This is a genomic window from Arthrobacter sp. P4_H3 (assembly GCF_056400885.1).
The window spans coordinates 51,222-68,736 of sequence record NZ_JBFUKK010000007.1 but is presented as its reverse complement, the minus strand read 5'-3'; the positions used below and the strand labels follow the sequence as shown (position 1 = coordinate 68,736).

Genomic DNA, 17,515 nt, shown 5'->3' with positions numbered 1-17,515 from the left:
CTGACTCGCCGAACGCCCCTGCAGCCGCGCACCTGAACGGTGCGGAAGCGGCCGCGGGGCGGTCAAACGCAAACCCTAGCGACATGTTCCCACTGCGGACCGGGTCTGTCCACGAAATACGGGGTAACCGGCAGGGGCCGGGAACCGCTAGACGCGGATCCGGTACCCGCGCTTGACCACGGTTTCCACCATCCGGCCGTCCGGCAGGGAGGAGCGCAGCCGGCTGACCGTCATGTCCAGCGCGTGCACCGAGCCGCGCAGTTCCAGCAGGTCGGAGAGTGATTCCCGGGACAGGACGGCGCCTTCGGCACCCAGGAGTGCGCGCAGCAGCAGGAGCGGCGCCGGGGCCATTTCGACAGGTTCCCCGTCGATCCGCAGGGACCGTCCGCGGAGTTCCACGTTGCCGGATCGGGTGTCCAGGCGGCGCACGTGGTTCAGGGCAAGGTGTTCGCAGACCAGCCGGATGAGGGCACCCATCCGGAAGCGTTCCGGAACGAGCGGTGACAGCCCGGCGTCGACCAGCGGCTGCGCCGTGATGGGGCCGACGACGGCAGTGGTGACCGTGGTTTTGAGGGCTTCGACGAGCTGCTTGTAGAGGCCCATCTCATGGGCGGTGCTCCACATGGCGTCGACGGCCGGGGCACTCGTGAAGGTCAGGACGTCCAGGTTGCCGCTGCAGACGGCCTCGATCAGCCGCGGCAGCTTGTCCTCGCCGTCGGGCTTGACCCAGCGGTAGGGCGTAACGGTGAGGACGGTGGCACCGGACATCTTGAGGCGCTCAAGCTGGCGGACGTCCGTGTAGCCGTGCAGCTGAACGGCCACTGTCTTGCCGCGGACGCCTTCCTTCAGCAGCATGTCCACCAGGGTGGCGGTGGTTTCGTCGCTGCTGATCCCGACGTCGGCGAGGCCGGCGGCGCGGACGGCACCGCGCGCCTTGGGACCGCGGACGAACATCCGGCATGCCCCGAGGGTCTCCAGCAGTTCATCGCCGATGCCGGACGCGTCAGCCGCCTCGCACCAGCGGCGCATGCCGTAGGCGGTGGTGGCGATGCAGAGATCGGGCTTGGCGGCGATGATGGCTTTGGTGTCGTCGATGAGCCGCATGTCCTCCTGCACCGGCGCGATCTTGAGTGCAGGCGCGTGCAGCACCTCGGCACCGCGCCGTTCCAGGGCCTCGATCAGGTCCTGGGAACGCCGGTGCGACGTCACGCCGATCCGGAACCCCTCCAGGGGCGAATCGGGGGCGTCGGCAACAGGGGTGTCCTGCGTGCCGGAGGTGGCAATAGTGTTCATGGCGCTCATGGTGTTACTTTCACGATCCCATCAGTGACGCTGCAAGGCGGTTGAGATCGGCCGCCGCCTCAGCGTGCCCGCGGTTGGCTTCAGCCACCCGCACCACCTCGCCGATGACCAGCACTGCCGGGTTAGTGCAATCGGCGGCCGCTGTGACAATCGTACCCAGCTGGGCGATGGTGGTGCGCTGGCCGGGGCGGTAGCCGCGTTCGACGACGGCCATCGGCATGTCTGCCCGCATCCCGGCGCGGCGCAGGCCGGCGGCGAGGTGGTGCAGGGTTCCGATGCCCATCAGGACCACGATGGTGCCGCCCAGACCGGCGAGGTGGGTGAGTTCCTTCTCCGTCAGCGGGGCGTGGCCGGAGACCACGGTGAACATGTGGCTGACTTCGCGGTGTGTGACGGGGATCCCCGCCGCCGCCGGGACGGAGATGGCGCTGGTGACGCCGGAAATGACCTTGACGGGCACGCCCGCAGCCACGCAGGCTGCAACCTCTTCGCCGCCGCGGCCGAACACGTAGGGGTCGCCGCCCTTGAGGCGCACCACGTTGTTGCCGGCCAGTGCGCTCTGCACCATCAGCTTCTCGATGTCGGCCTGGCTGACTTTGTGGTGGCCGGGCTGCTTGCCCACATCCACCAGTTCGGCCGAGGTCAGGGACGGCAGCTCCTGGTAGGGAGCAAGCCGGTCGTAGAAGACGACGTCGGCATCGCGCAGGGCCTTCACGGCCGCCACGGTCAGCAGTTCGCTGACGCCGGGGCCGCCGCCCACCAGGGTCACGTGGCCCACTGCTCCGGCAGCCGGTTCCATCGAAACGGGGATGCCGGTTTCGCGGCAGCGGTCCAGCAGCGCCTCCCAACCGGGCTGGCCGTCGTCGACGGCAGCCACGAGGAACGGGCGCTCGGGCAGCGGCCCGTCATGGCTCGCACCCTGCGGGGTGCTGAGGCGGGAGACGACGGCGCCGGCGGCCTGATAGCGGCGGACCGCCTGCCGGGCGGCGTGGTCCCCGCCGGTGACCAGGACTTCACGGCCGGTGAGATCAATGCTGAGCTGCATGCCTATACCTCGTTCTCGTCGCGGGGCCTCATGGGGATGGAAGCGCCGATCAGGACCTTGCCTTTTTCCTCAGGGGTGGCCGGACGCATCTGGCCGCGCTCGTCGGAGACGAACGTGATGGAGTCGTCCTTCTGGTCGGGAGCGTTGACGAAGGAGCGGAACCGGCGCAGGCGCTCGGGATCCTTCAGGGTGTCGGCCCATTCGTCGACGTAGGTGTCAACGTGCTTGGCCATGGCGGCCTCGAGGTCCTCGGCGATGCCCAGGGTGTCCTTGACCACAACGTCCTCAACGTGCTTGATGCCGCCGTCGAGCTCTTCCTGCCAGCGCGCCGTGCGCTGCAGGCGGTCTGCGGTGCGGATGTAGTACATGAAGTAGCGGTCGATGTACTTGATCAGTGTCTCGTCGTCGAGGTCCTTGGCCAGGAGCTGGGCGTGGGCCGGGGTGGCACCGCCGTTGCCGCCGACGTAGAGGTTCCAGCCGTCGGCGGTGGCGATCACGCCAACATCCTTGCCGCGGGCTTCGGCGCATTCGCGGGCACAGCCGGAGACGCCCATCTTGAGCTTGTGCGGGCTGCGGAGGCCGCGGTAGCGGAGCTCGAGCTGGATGGCCATGGCCACCGAGTCCTGGACACCGAAGCGGCACCAGGTGGAACCGACACACGACTTCACCGTGCGGAGGCTCTTGCCGTATGCCTGGCCGGATTCGAAGCCGGCATCCACCAGTTCCTTCCAGATTTCCGGAAGTTCCTCCAGCCGGGCGCCGAACATGTCGATGCGCTGGCCGCCGGTGATCTTGGTGTACAGGTTGTACTTCTCGGCCACGGCGGCGATGACGCCGAGCTTCTTCGGGGTGATCTCACCGCCGGCGATGCGGGGAACCACCGAGTAGGTGCCGTCCTTCTGCATGTTGGCGAGGGCGCGGTCGTTGGTGTCCTGCAGGGTGCCGCGGCCGGCGTCCAGGACGTAGGCGCTGTTCTGGCTGGCCAGGATGTTGGCGATGGTCGGCTTGCAGATGTCGCAGCCTGCGCCGGTGCCGTACTTGGCCATGACCTCCTCGAAGGAGGTGAGTTCCAGGACGCGGATGGTCTCGAAGAGCTCCTGGCGGGACAGCTCGATGTGTTCGCAGAGGGCCTTGGAAACTTCGACGCCGGACTTGGTCAGTTCGGTTTCGAGCAGCTTCTTCAGCATCGGGACACACGAGCCGCAGCTGGTGCCGGCGCGGGTGCAGCCCTTCAGTTCGCCGAGTTCCTGGACGGGGGCGTTGCCGTCGCAGGCCCCGCAGCCGTTGACGGTGTCGCGGATGGTTCCGGCCGACACGTTGTTGCAGGAACACAGGATGGCGTCGTCCGGGAGTTCGGTGTCCGGGGCGTCGCCGCCGCCGGCTGCCGTGAGGTACGCGCCGGGCTCGGCGCTGAGCTCGCGGCCCAGGAGCGGGCGCAGGCTGGTGTAGGGGGTGGCGTCGCCCACGAAGATGCCGCCCAGGAGGGTCTTGGCATCGTCCGTGGTGACAATCTTCTGGTACACGCCGCGGGCGGGGTCGGCGTAGACGATTTCGAGGGCGTGCTCGGTCTTGGCGAACGCGTCACCGAAGCTGGCAACGTCCACACCGGACAGCTTGAGCTTGGTGGCGGTGTCGAAGCCCGGGAAGGTGGCCTCTCCGCCGTGGAGGCGGTCAGCGACGATCTCCGCCATGGTGTTGGCGGGGGCGACCAGGCCCAGGCACATGCCGCCGAAGTTGGCCACTTCACCGATGGCCCAAATTCCGTCGACCTCGGTGGCGCAGTAGTCGTTGATGACCACGCCGCCGCGCTGGCCCAGCGAGAAGATCTGCTCCTCGCCCTCTGCTGCGCGGAAGAGTTCGTCGCGCGGCCGGACACCGATCGCGACGATCACGAGGTCGGCGTCGATGATGCGGCCGTCGGCCATGAGGACGCCGGTGACCTGGCCATTGTCGTCGGACAGCACCTCGGAGGGGAACACGCCACCGTGGACTTCGAAGCCCTTGGCCTTGATGAGCCGGCCCATTGCCTGGCCCGCGCCTTCATCCAGCTGCGTGGCCATCAGCCACTGCGAACCGTCGATGACGATCGGGTTGGCGCCGAGCTGCTCCGTGCCGGCGGCTGATTCGAGGCCGAGGAGGCCACCGCCGATGGTGACGGCGTTGACCTGGCGGCCAAGCTTTTCGGTGAGTTCGGCAATGGCCTTGTTGATGGCCCAGACGTCTTCGAGCGTGCGGTAGACGTGTGTGTGCTCGGCGCCGGGGATCGGCAGGCGGGCGGCATTGGAACCCGTCGCGACCACGAGGTGGTCGTATTCGAAGATGCTGCCGGCTGCCGTCTCCACGGACTTGGCTTCGTGGTTGATTTTGACGACGCGCTCGCCGGTCTTCAGGGACAGGGCCTCGTGGTCCCACATGTTCGCCTCGCCCAGGGTGAGGTCGTAGTCCATGACGGTCAGGGCCTTGCTCAGTGCCACGCGGTCGTAGGGGAGGTGGGCTTCCTCAGTGAGGACCGTGACATGCCAGCCTTCGAGGCCACGGGCATGCATTGCGTCCGCAAAACGGTGGGCCGCCGGGCCGCCGCCGGCGACGACGATGCGGCGCGGAGTCTCTGTGCTTGAAGTCTGTTCGGTCACTGTGGGCCTTTCGCATGGGCCGCAGACGGTGCTCTGCAGCTTGTCCATCCAGACTAGGTACCCGCAGTTTCGCTTCAGTTTCCCTTATGTTTCGTGAACTTAACTTCTGCATCACGAATGGATTTCGGGACAGGTGAGTTGCCTTTTACGTCCCGGACACATTCACTGCACGCCGCTGAAACACCGCCGCCCTAGCTTGGATATGTGGCCGCGTCGGCGGTCCGGGCCCGGCAGCCGTTCCAAAGAGCGCCGGGCCGCAGGCAATGCGAGAGGGGCCGGAAATGACCGCAATACTTGAACTTGATGACCAGACCACCGGATTTGCGACGGGATGGAACCGCGTCTGCGCCGTGGAGGAACTGGAGCTGGCCTGGGGTGAGGCAGCACTGATCGCGGGCCGCCAGGTTGCGTTGTTCCGCACCGCGCCGGCCGAGGTGTTTGCCGTGGCCCAGGAAGATCCCGCCACCGGCGCCCATGTGATGGCCCGCGGCATCGTCGGATCCCGCGGTACGCGGCAGACCATTGCGTCCCCGCTCCACAAGGAGGTCTACGACCTGGAAACCGGTGAGTGCTTTGGCACCGCTGAACTCCGCCTCCCCACGTTCCGCACCCGCGTTGTTGGCGGTTACGTCGAGGTTGAGCTCTAGCGCTTAAGCACGCCTACCAAAGCACGCCAGTCAGGGCGTGCCTGCCAACGCACCCCGGGCTAAAGCCCCAGCGCCTCCCGTACATCTCCCAGCACGCCGTCGAGCGCTGCCCGGGCCGCCTGCCGCGCCTCGGGCAGCTCCGCGGCTGAGCCCACGCTCCGGATGACTTCGAGGTAGCACTTGAGCTTCGGTTCGGTGCCGCTGGGGCGGATGATCACCCTGCTCAGGTCCCTCGTGAGGTAGAGCAGGCCATCCGTCGGCGGCAGGTTCTCGCTGCCCTCGGCCAGGTCCCGGAAGGTTTCGACGGCCGAGCCGCCGAAGGATTCCGGCGGGCTGACCCGGAGCCGGTTCATCATGGCGTCCAGCAGGCCCAGGTCCGCCACGCGGATGCTGAGCTGGTCGCTGGCATGCAGCCCGTGCACCAGGTACAGCTCGTCGAGGGTATCGAAAATAGTCTTGCCGTCCGCCTTGGCCGCTGCCGCGAGTTCCGCGATGAGCACGGCGGCGGAAATACCGTCCTTGTCCCGGACCAGTTGCGGGGCCACACAGTATCCCAGCGCTTCCTCGTAGCCGTAGAGCAGGCCGGGAACGCGGGAAATCCACTTGAACCCGGTCAGGGTCTCCTCATGGGAATACCCCGCCGCAGCCGCGATCCGCGCGAGCAGGCGCGAGGAAACAATTGAATTCGCGAAAACGCCCTGGGTGGTGCTGCCTCCGCCTGCAGCGAGCCTTGCCACAATGTGGGCACCGAGCAAGGCGCCCACTTCGTCCCCGCGCAGCATGCGCCAGGCACCCGTGTCCGGATCCTTGGCCGCAACGGCAGCGCGGTCGGCGTCGGGGTCGTTGGCCAGCACGATGTCAGCGTCCACCCGGGCCGCCGTTTCCAGCGCCAGGTCCAGTGCGCCCGGCTCCTCCGGATTGGGGAAGTTCACCGTGGGGAAGTCCGGGTCCGGCCTGGCCTGTTCGGCCACCAGTGTTACGTCGGTGAAGCCCGCCGCGTTCAGCACGGCAACCGCGGTGTCGCCGCCCACGCCGTGCATGGGGGTCAGGACAATCTTCAGGTCGCGGGCCGGGAACTGCGCGGGCAGTGCCAGGCCAGCCACCGCGGCCTGGTATCCGGCGCTGATGGACGGCTCCAGAACGGTCCAGCCCGTGGGGGCAAGGGCAATGGAGTCCAGCGCACCCACCCGGCCGATTTCGGCGGCGATCCGGGCGTCGTACGGTGCCACGATCTGCGCCCCGCGCCCGCTTTCCTCCACCGCGTGCCGGCCCAGGTACACTTTGTAGCCGTTGTCCTGCGACGGGTTGTGGCTGGCAGTCACCATCACACCGCCGTCACAATCCAGCGACCGCACCGCATAGGCGAGCAGTGGCGTCGGGAGCGCCTGCGGCATCAGGAAGGTCTCTATACCGGCGGCCGTGAAGATCGCGGCGGTCTCCTCGGCGAAGATATCCGAGTTGTAGCGGGCGTCAAACCCGACGACGGCGCGGGGCCGGGTGCCCGGCGAGGCCTCCGCGACGGCGGCGGTCAGGAACGCGGCGAAGCCTGCGGCAGCGCGCCGCACCACAACGCGGTTCATCCGGTTGGGTCCGGGGCCAAGCTCCGCGCGCAGGCCGGCGGTGCCGAACTGCAGCGTTCCGCTGAAGCTGTCCTCCAGATCCTGGCGCGCAGAGGGAACCCCGTCCTCGGAGAGCTGGATGAGTTCTGTCAAAGCGGCGGCAGTGGCGGGATCCGGGTCCTGGGCGGCCCAGTCCCGGGCGTCGCTCAGCAGCTGCGGAAATTCGGCATCGGAAGACGTCATAGGAACAAGCTATCGCCTATCCGCCGGTATCCGCTGCCCGACAAGCACCGCGGGGAGTCCTTGACAGTAAATTTTCTGGACACGTAATGTCTGAAAAATGAAGATGGGCCAGGGGGTCGAGTGGGCGCTGCACTGCTGCGTAAACATGTCCTGGGCCCCCGCCGGGGAGGCCGTGAACAGCGCCCGGCTCGCGGAACTGTATCAACTGCCCGCCGCCTACCTGAACAAGCAGTTGCAGGCACTGGTCCGGGCCGGCATCCTCTCCTCCGTGTCCGGGCCCCGCGGCGGCTTCCAGTTAGCGAAACCCGCGGAAAGGATCACCGTGCTGGACGTCGTCCTGGCCATCGAAGGTCCGGAACCGGCCTTCCGCTGCGAGTCCATCCTCGCGAACGCGCCGGGTTCGGATCCCGCCGAAGACTACCTCCGCAGTTGCCTGGTATCCCAGACCATGCGCCAGGCCGAGCTTGCCTGGCGGCAGACGCTGTCCCGGCAGACTGTGGCAGGCATCGCCGCCTCAGTTGAGCGGAAGTTTCCCGGATCCCGCAAAGACACGCTTCGCCTGCTGATGCCCGCCAGGAAGCAGTAATCAGAGCTTGGCGATGATTTCCGCGAGCAGCTTGGAGATGCGCGGTCCGGCGGCCTGGCCGGCTTCCAGCACTTCCTGGTGGCTCAGCGGCACCGGGCTGATGCCTGCGGCGAGGTTGGTCACCAGTGAGATGCCGAAGACCTCCATGCCTGCATGGCGGGCAGCGATTGCCTCGAGCGCTGTGGACATGCCCACCAGGTCGGCTCCGATCCGCTTGGCGTACTGTACCTCCGCCGGCGTTTCGTAGTGCGGGCCGGTGAACTGCGCATAGACGCCCTCGTCCAGGGATGGGTCAACTTCGCGGGCCAGCCCCCGGATCCGGGCGGAGTACAGATCTGTCAGGTCAACGAAGGTTGCGCCTTCGAGCGGGGACGTGGCGGTGAGGTTTATGTGATCTTTGATGAGAACGGGAGTGCCGGGGGTCCAGCTTTCATTGAGGCCGCCGCAGCCGTTCGTGACCACCAGGGTCCTGCAGCCTGCCGCTGCCGCCGTGCGGACTCCGTGCACTACTGCGCGGACGCCCTTGCCTTCGTAATAGTGCGTCCGGGCACCGAGCACCAGCGCGCGCTTGCCTTCCTTGGTCAGGACGGACCGGATGGTGCCGACGTGGCCCTCTACTGCCGGCGCGGAGAAGCCTGGGACCTCGTCAGCGGACAGCGTGGCGGTGGTCTCACCGATCAGGTCGGCGGCGTCGCCCCAGCCTGAACCGAGCACCAGCGCGACGTCGTGGCTGTCCACTCCCGTCTCCTCGGCGATGTAATCGGCGGCCGCGCGGGCGGCATCAAAAGGGTCCGTGTTCAGGAATTCTGTATTACTCACTGGTACAAGCTATCGTGCCTGCGGTTCGCTGCCCAGCAGTGGCGCAGGTCCCTTTTATTGGTGTGCGGCGGCGGATGGTAGAGAATGGATCTTTGTGACTACGCATCCGGATTTCAGCTCACCTCGCATCGCAATTCTTGGCGGAGGGCCCGGTGGCTATGAAGCCGCCATGGTGGCCGCGTCCCTGGGGGCGCAAGTCACCATCATCGAACGCGCCGGCCTCGGCGGTTCCGCGGTGCTCACCGACGTCGTCCCTTCGAAGACCCTGATCGCGACGGCGGACCTGATGACCCGCGTCGGTGAAGCGGGGGAGCTGGGCGTGAAGTTCGACGTCGACGGCGGCGATTTCGCCCCGGTGATGCGCGCGGACCTGAAGCACATCAACGACCGCCTGCTTGGCCTGGCGCGGAAGCAGTCCGAGGACATCCGGAGCGGACTCGAGCACCAGGGCGTGCGCATCCTGATCGGCTCCGGCCGGCTGCTGGACAACCACACCATCGAGGTCCTCACCGTTAACGGCACGGAGACCGTGGAAGCGGACACCATCCTGCTCGCGGTCGGCGCCCATCCCCGCGAACTTCCCACCGCCCGGCCCGACGGCGACCGGATCCTGAACTGGGCGCAGATCTACAACATGGACGAGCTCCCCGAGGAACTCATCGTGGTCGGTTCCGGCGTCACCGGCGCGGAATTTGCCTCCGCCTATAACGGCCTGGGCTCCAAGGTCACCCTGATTTCCAGCCGCGACCGCGTGCTGCCGGGCTCGGACACCGACGCCGCCGAGGTCCTGGAAGGCGTCTTCGAACGCCGCGGCGTGAAAGTGCTTTCCCGCTCCCGCGCCGAAACGGTGGAACGGACGGACGACGGCGTCGTCGTCACCCTGGGTGACGGCTCCAAGGTGACCGGCAGCCACTGCCTGGTCTGTGTCGGTTCCATCCCCAACACGGCAGGCATCGGCCTGGAGGAAGCCGGCGTGGCGGTCACCGAGAGCGGCCACATCAAGGTGGACGGCGTCTCGCGCACCACCGCCCCCAACATCTACGCCGCCGGTGACTGCACCGGCGTCCTTGCCCTCGCATCGGTCGCGGCCATGCAGGGCCGCATCGCCGTGGCCCACTTCCTAGGCGACGCTGTCATGCCCCTCAAGCTGCACCAGGTGGCCTCCAACATCTTCACGTCGCCGGAGATTGCGTCCGTGGGCGTGTCCGAGGCGGAGATCGATTCCGGCAAATACCAGGGCGACGTGGTGAAGCTGTCGCTGCGCAGCAACGCCCGGGCCAAGATGCGCAACCACCGTGACGGGTTCGTCAAGATTTTCGCCCGGAAGGGTTCCGGCACCGTGATCGGCGGCGTTGTGGTGGGTCCGAACGCCTCCGAACTGATTTTCGCGATTTCCATCGCCGTCACCCAGAAGCTTCACGTCGACGACGTCGCCAGCACCTTTACGGTGTACCCGTCACTCAGCGGCTCCATCTCCGAAGCGGCCCGGCGCCTGCACGTCCACATGTAGCAGGCTGCGGCTCACCCGGGCGGCCACGAGATACAGCAGCCCGGTGATCAGCGGGATCACGCTGACGGCGGAGAGGGACACCACTCCGGCGAGGCTCCCCAGTGCCGAGAACGCGACGGGTCCCAGTCCGAGTGCCACCAGCAGCCAGCCCGCATCGGGTGTCCGTTTGAGGCCCAGGACGGCTGCCGGAAACGCCAGGACCAGGACGGCCACCGCCCGGAAGGGCCCGTTCGCGTTCTCAAACGCACGCCACGATGCCGAGTCGACGGCGAACCAGATGCCCGCAGCGATGAGCAATGCGGTCAGCATGGTCAGCGCAGGTGCAGCCCACACGGGACGAAGCCATGCAAGCACAGCGAGTGCGGCCATCGGAACGGTCCACGACACGATCAGGATGACCCCGTCCATTCCGCCGGGATCAGCCAGGGCGTAGCCGCTGATGAACAGGCCGGCGAGTACGGTGAAGGCAGCCATGATCGCGGCTGCGGTCCAGACGAGGGCGCGCGCCCTTGCGGAACGGTCGGGCTGCCGCAGGGAGACGATGCCCATGGCCCCGGCAGCCAGGATGAGTGCGGCCGCGGCCAGGAAGATCGTCACGGCAAACATGCCAACCCTCCTCCGTCGTCACCGACCGTAGCTTCCATGACACCCTCGCTCCGCGGGCGAGGCAAGGGGCCAAAGTCCCACGGAGGAACCGGAAGCAGTTATTGTCAGATTGATAAAAATGGTGGTAGCGTCTTTGTTATCAGCTTGATAATAAAGACGGGAAGCGCCATGAACCACCTGATCGCCTGGATGAACTCCCCAGCCTTCGCCCTCTTCGATACTCCGGTCAGCTGGATCGAGGTCATCGGCTTTGTGACCGGCGCGGCGTGCGTCTACGGAGTCGCCCGGCAAAAACTGTGGAACTGGCCCCTCGGCATCCTGAACAACATCTGTTTCATCGTTCTGTTCCTGGGTGCGGGCCTCTACGGCGAAACAGTCCTCCAGCTGATTTTCGCCGCCGTCGCTTTGTACGGCTGGTACAACTGGGCGCGCGGTAACGCCAGGACCGTGGGTAGGAACGACCTTCCCATCCGGGACGCCTCACGGAAAGAGACGCTCATTGGCCTCGGCGCTACGGCCGCCGGCACCGCCGTCGTCGCCATGGTCCTCACCCACGGCACCGACTCCCAGGTGCCCTGGCCGGACGCCTTCGTCCTGACTGCTTCCCTGGCGGCAACCTACGGCCAGGCCAGGAAGATTTTCCAGCACTGGTACGTCTGGATCCTCATCGATGTGGTCTCCATCCCGCTGTACTTCAGCCGCGGGCTGACGCTGACCGCCATCCTGTACCTTGGATTCCTGTGCATTTGCGTCTATGGGCTCATCGACTGGAAGCGCACCCGCACAGCCGAAGCGCCCGATGCCTTCCCAGCGACCGTCACCGCAGGAGCCTGACATGTACAAGAACGCCATGGTCATCGGCAAGTTCTACCCGCCCCATGCCGGACACGCCCACCTCATCGCGACGGCCGCAGCGCAGGCGGAGCGGGTTTCGGTCCTGGTCCTGGGCAGCCGGTTTGAGTCCGTGGACGTCGCGGAGCGGACGCGGTGGCTCGCGGAAGAATTCTCCGGCCACGCCGGCGTGCAGGTCATCGGCATGCGCAACGATTGCCCGGAGGACTACGGGTCCGACGAGATCTGGAAAGCCCAAAGCGAGCTGATGCGCCTTGCCCTGAAGACCCGCGGCGTCGGAGCCATTGACGCGGTCTTCAGCTCCGAGGCCTACGGATCCAGGCTTGCGGCCGCCTTCGGTGCTGAACACGTCCTCGTTGACCCGGCACGGTCCGCGTACCCGGTTAGCGGGACGCAGTGCCGCGACGACCTCAGGGCTGCGTGGCCCAACATCATCGCCCCGGCCCGGCAGCAGATGTGCACCCGCATCATCGTCGTCGGCGCCGAATCAACGGGCACAACAACCCTGGCAAGGGCACTTACCGACTACTACCGGCCCCGGTTCCCGCGCATCGCCGACGTCCCCGAATTCGGCCGGCAGTACACCTACGAGAAGTTCGATGCCCTGCGCGCGGACAAGCCGGACGCCGTGCTGGAGGAGATGGTCTGGACCGCCGCCGACTTCGGGCTCATCGGCAGCCGGCAGAACGGGATGGAGAACGCCGCCGCCGATGCCTGTCCGTTGGTCATTGCCGACACCGATGCCCTGGCCACCACACTCTGGGAACGCTTCTACCTGGGCGAACGCAGCTACGGCGCCTTTGCCGCCGCTTCGGGCCTGCCCCGTCGCGACCTGTACCTTGTCACCGATCACGAGGGTGTTGCATTCGAAGACGACGGCTGGCGGGAAGGTGAACACCGCCGGGCCGAAATGACCGAATGGTTCAAGGAGACCCTCACTGAGGAAGGGCACTCCTGGATCCTGGTCACAGGTGATCCCGATCGGCGGATGCGTACGGCGGTTGAAGTCATCGACGCAATCCTGGCCCGGCAGCACGGTTTCACCTCGCCGCCGTGGGCCACCCGCACCGTCCTGGAAGGCGCAGCGGTATGAACAGGACACCCAATGGTGAGCAGGAATTTCTCCACGCCTACACGCCAAAGGATTACCCGTCCGTTGCCCTCACCGTGGACCTGGTGGTTCTCGCAGTGGCAGGGGGAGTGCTGCACTCGGTTCTGGTCCGCCGCGGTGTCCACCCGTTTAAGGGCGGCCTCGCGCTGCCCGGCGGGTTCGTCGGCGTCCGGGAGTCGGCAGAGCAGGCAGCCTTCCGTGAACTGGCAGAGGAAACGGGCCTGGACCTCGGCCGGCTGCCGGTGCACGTTGAACAGCTGGCCACCTACAGCGACCCGGACCGCGATCCCCGGATGCGGGTGGTCTCCGTCGCACATCTGGCCTTGCTGGCCACCGACGGCCAGGCACTGCCGGCACTGTCCGCCGGTTCCGACGCGGCGGCCGCGGAGTGGCATCCCGTCCATGAGGCGCTGGAAAGTCCGATGGCGTTCGACCATGCTTCAATCCTCGGCGATGGCCTGGAACGGCTTTCGGGGAAGCTGGAATACACCACCGTCGCCGCCCGGCTGGTGCCGCAAGAGTTCACCATGACACAGCTTCGCACCGTCTATGAGGCAACCTGGAACACGCGCCTGGCAGCGGGAAATTTCACCCGCAAGATGCTGCCCCACCTTCACGACACCGGGCGGAAATCCAAAGCCGCAACAGGGGCGCCAGCAGCGCTTTTCACGGCCACGGAACGCCACATCCACCCGCCCATGAGCAGGCCCGGGACCGACTAAGCGCCCGGCCAGGCGTCACATGATGTCAGGCGGCTGCTGCCGCCTGGAAGTGTTTTTCGATGATGTCCTTGATGTCGGAGTGGCAGCCGCCGCAGCCGGTGCCCGCGCGGGTGGCACCGGACACCTCGGCCACCGTGGAGCAGCCGTCCACAACGGCGTCCTGGATCTTGGTGCCGGTGACGCCGGCGCACCGGCATACGGTGCGCTCCGGGTCGTTGTTGCCGGCGGCAGCCAGCTGGTCCGGTCCGTCCAGGCGCAGCAGCAGCGACCTGTCGGCGGGGAGCTCGTCGCCGCGCTCGAACAGGGATACCAGCTCCGCAGCCGTGCGCGGCATGCCTACGGCCACGAGGCCTTCCAGCACGCCGCCGCGCGTGGTCATCTTGACGTAGCGGCCGTGTTCCGGATCGGCCCACTGCGCAATCTGCAGCCGCGGGCGCCCGTTCACGGCACCGGCGGTGAGCACTTCCTCATCCCAGGGTTCCGCGGCGTTGTCCCCGGCCACTGCCATGTTCATGCCGCGGGCCTTGAGGACAACGACGCCCGGCTTCTCCATGGGCAGCTCGGGCAGTGACTCGGCTGCGTCCACGGAATCGCCGGTGGGTGGACCGTCGACGGTGCCGTCAGCGGATCCCTCGGCGAGGAGCGTCAGGTACTCCGCTAACCACTCCGCCTGGCGCCAGCCCGGCCCCACCAGGCCGGACGGACCGCGTGCGGCCCGGCAGTCGCTGCAGGAAGGATCGGGGCAGCGGACCTCGGCGCAGTCGCCGATCGCGAAGATGTGCGGCTCGTGGTGGGCACGCAGCTTGTGGTCCACCAGGATGCCGGTGGCGGTGGACAGCCCGCAGCCTTCGGCGAGCTCCACGCGCGGACGGACGCCGCAGGACAGCACCAGCAGGTCGCCGTCGATCGCCGAACCGTCATCCAGCAGCAAGGCGGAGAAGCCGCCGTCGGGAGCGTTGTGTTCCACCCCCGTGGAGCGGGCGTTGCCGGCCATCCGGACGCCGCAGTTGCGCATGCTGGCGGCGAGCACCGCACCGCCGCCGCGGTCGATGTTCCGGCCCAGCGGATGCGGGCCGTTGTGGACCACGGTCACCGTGGCGCCTTCCTCGGCGGCCGCCAGGGCCGTCTCGAGGCCAAGGACGCCGCCGCCCAGCACCACCACGCGCTTGCCGCCGGCGACGGCCTGGCGGAGGACCTCGGCGTCGCGCAGGTCGCGCAATGCGGTCACTCCGGCTGGCAGCACGGGGTGGGCCGGGTCCGGGTTGAGGCCGGTCAGGTTGGGGATCACGGGGCGGGAACCGGTGGCGAACACCAGCCGGTCGTAGTGCGGCTTCGTGCCGTCGGTGAGGACGACCTGCTGGCGGGCACGGTCCACCCGTCGGACACGGACGCCGAGCCGGACGTCCACGCCGTCGGCGATCAGCGCGGCGGCATCGGAGAGGGCCAGCGCTGAGGCCGTCGTCCGCCCCACGCCGAGGTCGGCCACCAGCACGCGGTTGTACGCGGCGTCTGTCTCCTCGCCGATGACTGTCAGGTGGGCGAGCCCGCTGCGCACTGCCGGCAGCAGCTCATCGATCAGCCGCGCGGCGACCGGACCAAAGCCCACAATTACAATCTGCTCACTCATGAGGCCTCCGATGTCTGAAGAACGCTGTGCTGGAGTCCGTTGGCAGCCACGCGGACCCACACCTTGTTGAATTTGAACTCGGGCATCCCGGAAATGGGATCGGTGGCGGCTTCCGTCAGGCGGTTGGCGCTCTCGAGCTCCGGGAAGTGGAACGGCAGGAAGACCGTCTCGGGCCGGATCGCCGTGCTGAGTTCGGCCCGGCACACCACCTCGCCGCGCTCATTGGCCACTGAAACGAACGAACCGTCGGTGATGCCCATGGACGCCGCGGCGGCAGGGTGGATCTGCATCTTCGCCTCCGGCTGGGAAGCCAGCAGCTCGGACACACGGCGGGTCTGCGCCCCGGACTGGTAGTGCTCCAGCAGGCGGCCGGTGATGAGCGTCATGGTCTTGGCGGCCGGGTCTGCGCCATCCCTGCCGGGGTTCGCAGCAGGAGCACGACGGCGGCGCGGCGCCACCGGGGTCATGACCGCCTTGCCGTCGGCGTGGGCGAAGCCGTCGAGGAAGAGCCGCGGCGTGCCGCTGCTGCCCACGGGGTACGGCCAGTAGGCCGCTTCGCCGCGGTCCAGCATGGCGTAGCTGATGCCGGAGTAGTCAGCGAGGCCGCCCGCGGAAGCCAGGCGGAGTTCCTCGAAGACCGTCTCGGGATCCTCGCTGTAGGTGGACGGAGCCTCGAGCGCCTCGGCGAGCCGTGCCATGATCCAGAGTTCGCTGCGGGCGCCGGCCGGCGGCTGCAGTGCGCGGCGGCGGCGGAGGACGCGTCCTTCGAGGTTGGTCAGTGTGCCTTCCTCCTCGGCCCACTGGAGAACCGGCAGGATGAGGTCGGCTTCGGCCGCTGTCTCGGAGACGAAGAAGTCGCAGACCACCAGGAAGTCCAGGCTGCGGAGCCCTTTGATGACGGCGTTGGCATCGGGGGAGGCCACCGCGATGTTCGAGGCGTGCACGAAGAGGCAGCGGACGCCGTCGGGCTGTCCGAGGGACTTCAGCAGCTGGACGGCGGGGAGGCCGGGGCCGGGAATCAGGGATTCCGGCACGCCCCAGACCTTCGCCATGTGCGCTCGCGCGGCGGGGTCGGTGATCTTGCGGTAGCCGGGGAGCTGGTCGGCCTTCTGGCCGTGCTCACGGCCGCCCTGGCCGTTGCCCTGGCCGGTCAGCGTGCCGTAGCCGCTGCGGGCGGAACCGGGCAGCCCGAGCAGCAGGCTCAGGTTGATGGCGGCGGTGGCGGTGTCCGTTCCGTCCACGTGCTGCTCCACGCCGCGGCCGGTCAGGATGTAGCTGCCGCCCTTGGTGGCGCCGTGGGCAAGGCGGCGGGCCGTCTCGCGGATCAGGTCCGCGGGCACACCGGTGAGGGACTGGACGCGTTCGGGCCAGAAGGCGTTGACGCTGCGGACCAGGGCATCGAAGCCGCTGGTGCGCGCCTGGATGAAGTCGGTGTCCGCCAGGCCTTCGTGGATGACTACGTGGGACAGGCCCAGCAGGAGGGTGAGGTCGGTGCCCGGCAGGGGCTGGAGGTGCAGGCCGCCGCCGTCGGACGTGAAGGCAGCGGTGGCGGAACGGCGGGGATCCACCACAATCAGCCCGCCGGCGTCGCGCGCTCCCTGGAGATGCTGCACGAAGGGCGGCATGGTCTCGGCGACATTGGAGCCGAGCATCAGGATGGTGCTGGCGCCGTCGAGGTCTTCCAGCGGGAACGGGAGGCCGCGGTCAACCCCGAAGGCCCTCATGCCGGCGGCGGCTGCGGAGGACATGCAGAACCGGCCGTTGTAGTCGATCCGGGACGTGCCCAGGGCCAGTCGGGCGAACTTGCCCAGCTGGTAGGCCTTCTCGTTGGTCAGGCCGCCGCCGCCGAAGACGCCGACGGCGTCCGCGCCGTAGCGGGCGCGGGTGTCCTTGACGGCAGCGGTGATGAGCTTCAGGGCATCATCCCAGCTGACGGGACGGTGGACGCCGTCGGAGCCCTTCAGCATGGGCTCGGTGACGCGTCCGGGGTGGCTCAGCAGCGAGGCGGAGGTCCAGCCCTTGCGGCACAGGCCGCCGCGGTTGGTGGGGAAGTCGCGTCCGGAAACTTCCAGGACGGGCGCAGCCGCTGCGCCGCCGGCATCAACGGCGGCAGCGGGTACGTTCGGAGCGGGTGGAGCCGGCACGGGGTCTGACCCCGGCTGGACAGCCGGGGTCAGAGCCGCTGGGGACTTCAGCGTCATGGCGCACTGCAAGGCGCAGTAAGGGCAGTGCGTATCGGCGCTTTTGGTCATG

General features: G+C 67.8%; 14 protein-coding genes. 6 read left to right on the top strand and 8 right to left on the bottom strand.

Going from position 1 to position 17,515, the window contains the following annotated elements:
- Positions 1-147: 147 nt before the first annotated feature.
- The 3 genes from AC1DRE_RS11615 to nirB are packed head-to-tail and all read right to left on the bottom strand — an operon-like array spanning position 148 to position 4,980.
- A complete protein-coding gene (locus AC1DRE_RS11615; protein WP_476984914.1) occupies positions 148-1,293 on the bottom strand; it encodes a uroporphyrinogen-III synthase in 1,146 nt (381 codons plus the stop codon).
- Between the two features lie 19 nt (positions 1,294-1,312).
- On the bottom strand, positions 1,313-2,347 hold the full coding sequence (gene cobA, locus AC1DRE_RS11610; RefSeq protein WP_476984783.1) for a uroporphyrinogen-III C-methyltransferase: 1,035 nt from the start codon (positions 2,345-2,347) through the stop codon (positions 1,313-1,315).
- Between the two features lie 2 nt (positions 2,348-2,349).
- Positions 2,350-4,980: a nitrite reductase large subunit NirB gene (gene nirB / locus AC1DRE_RS11605; RefSeq protein WP_476984782.1), complete on the bottom strand. Its 2,631-nt coding sequence runs from the start codon at positions 4,978-4,980 to the stop codon at positions 2,350-2,352.
- 281 nt (positions 4,981-5,261) lie between these two features.
- On the opposite strand from nirB, the gene nirD reads away from it, so the two are divergent.
- Entirely contained in the window at positions 5,262-5,627 is a 366-nt protein-coding gene (gene nirD / locus AC1DRE_RS11600; protein WP_476984781.1) for a nitrite reductase small subunit NirD, read from the top strand.
- A gap of 59 nt (positions 5,628-5,686) precedes the next feature.
- Here the strand turns inward: nirD and AC1DRE_RS11595 are convergent, their stop codons facing one another.
- Positions 5,687-7,429 carry a phospho-sugar mutase gene (locus AC1DRE_RS11595; RefSeq protein WP_476984780.1) on the bottom strand — a complete coding sequence of 581 codons (1,743 nt, stop codon included), beginning with the start codon at positions 7,427-7,429 and terminating at the stop codon, positions 5,687-5,689.
- A 97-nt stretch (positions 7,430-7,526) separates the two neighbouring features.
- Between AC1DRE_RS11595 and AC1DRE_RS11590 the strand changes: the two genes are divergently transcribed.
- Positions 7,527-8,015, top strand: coding sequence for an RrF2 family transcriptional regulator (locus tag AC1DRE_RS11590; protein WP_476984779.1), 489 nt, complete (start codon positions 7,527-7,529; stop codon positions 8,013-8,015).
- Here the strand turns inward: AC1DRE_RS11590 and AC1DRE_RS11585 are convergent, their stop codons facing one another.
- A complete protein-coding gene (locus AC1DRE_RS11585; protein ID WP_476984778.1) occupies positions 8,016-8,834 on the bottom strand; it encodes a purine-nucleoside phosphorylase in 819 nt (272 codons plus the stop codon). It abuts the gene before it with no gap.
- Between the two features lie 94 nt (positions 8,835-8,928).
- Here AC1DRE_RS11585 and AC1DRE_RS11580 point away from each other — a divergent pair, with 94 nt between their 5' ends.
- Complete coding sequence (locus tag AC1DRE_RS11580; protein WP_476984777.1) at positions 8,929-10,344, top strand: NAD(P)H-quinone dehydrogenase; 1,416 nt, start codon at positions 8,929-8,931, stop codon at positions 10,342-10,344.
- Here the strand turns inward: AC1DRE_RS11580 and AC1DRE_RS11575 are convergent.
- Positions 10,291-10,950 (bottom strand): hypothetical protein, encoded by a 660-nt coding sequence (locus AC1DRE_RS11575; RefSeq protein WP_476984776.1) that lies wholly within the window; start codon positions 10,948-10,950, stop codon positions 10,291-10,293. The genes AC1DRE_RS11580 and AC1DRE_RS11575 overlap by 54 nt on opposite strands.
- A gap of 168 nt (positions 10,951-11,118) precedes the next feature.
- On the opposite strand from AC1DRE_RS11575, the gene pnuC reads away from it, so the two are divergent.
- Genes pnuC through AC1DRE_RS11560 form a run of 3 tightly spaced genes read left to right on the top strand, consistent with a single transcriptional unit; the run spans position 11,119 to position 13,635 of the window.
- Complete coding sequence (gene pnuC, locus AC1DRE_RS11570; RefSeq protein ID WP_476984775.1) at positions 11,119-11,784, top strand: nicotinamide riboside transporter PnuC; 666 nt, start codon at positions 11,119-11,121, stop codon at positions 11,782-11,784.
- A gap of 1 nt (position 11,785) precedes the next feature.
- Positions 11,786-12,895, top strand: a complete 1,110-nt coding sequence (locus AC1DRE_RS11565; protein ID WP_476984774.1) for an AAA family ATPase — start codon at positions 11,786-11,788, stop codon at positions 12,893-12,895.
- Positions 12,892-13,635, top strand: a complete 744-nt coding sequence (locus AC1DRE_RS11560; RefSeq protein WP_476984773.1) for an NUDIX hydrolase — start codon at positions 12,892-12,894, stop codon at positions 13,633-13,635. The genes AC1DRE_RS11565 and AC1DRE_RS11560 overlap by 4 nt, the downstream gene beginning before the upstream one ends.
- A 25-nt stretch (positions 13,636-13,660) precedes the next feature.
- Here the strand turns inward: AC1DRE_RS11560 and AC1DRE_RS11555 are convergent, their stop codons facing one another.
- Positions 13,661-15,262, bottom strand: a complete 1,602-nt coding sequence (locus AC1DRE_RS11555) for an FAD-dependent oxidoreductase (RefSeq protein ID WP_476984772.1) — start codon at positions 15,260-15,262, stop codon at positions 13,661-13,663.
- Entirely contained in the window at positions 15,259-17,514 is a 2,256-nt protein-coding gene (locus AC1DRE_RS11550) for a molybdopterin oxidoreductase family protein (protein WP_476984771.1), read from the bottom strand. The genes AC1DRE_RS11555 and AC1DRE_RS11550 overlap by 4 nt, the downstream gene beginning before the upstream one ends.
- Between the last annotated feature and the right edge of the window lies 1 nt (position 17,515).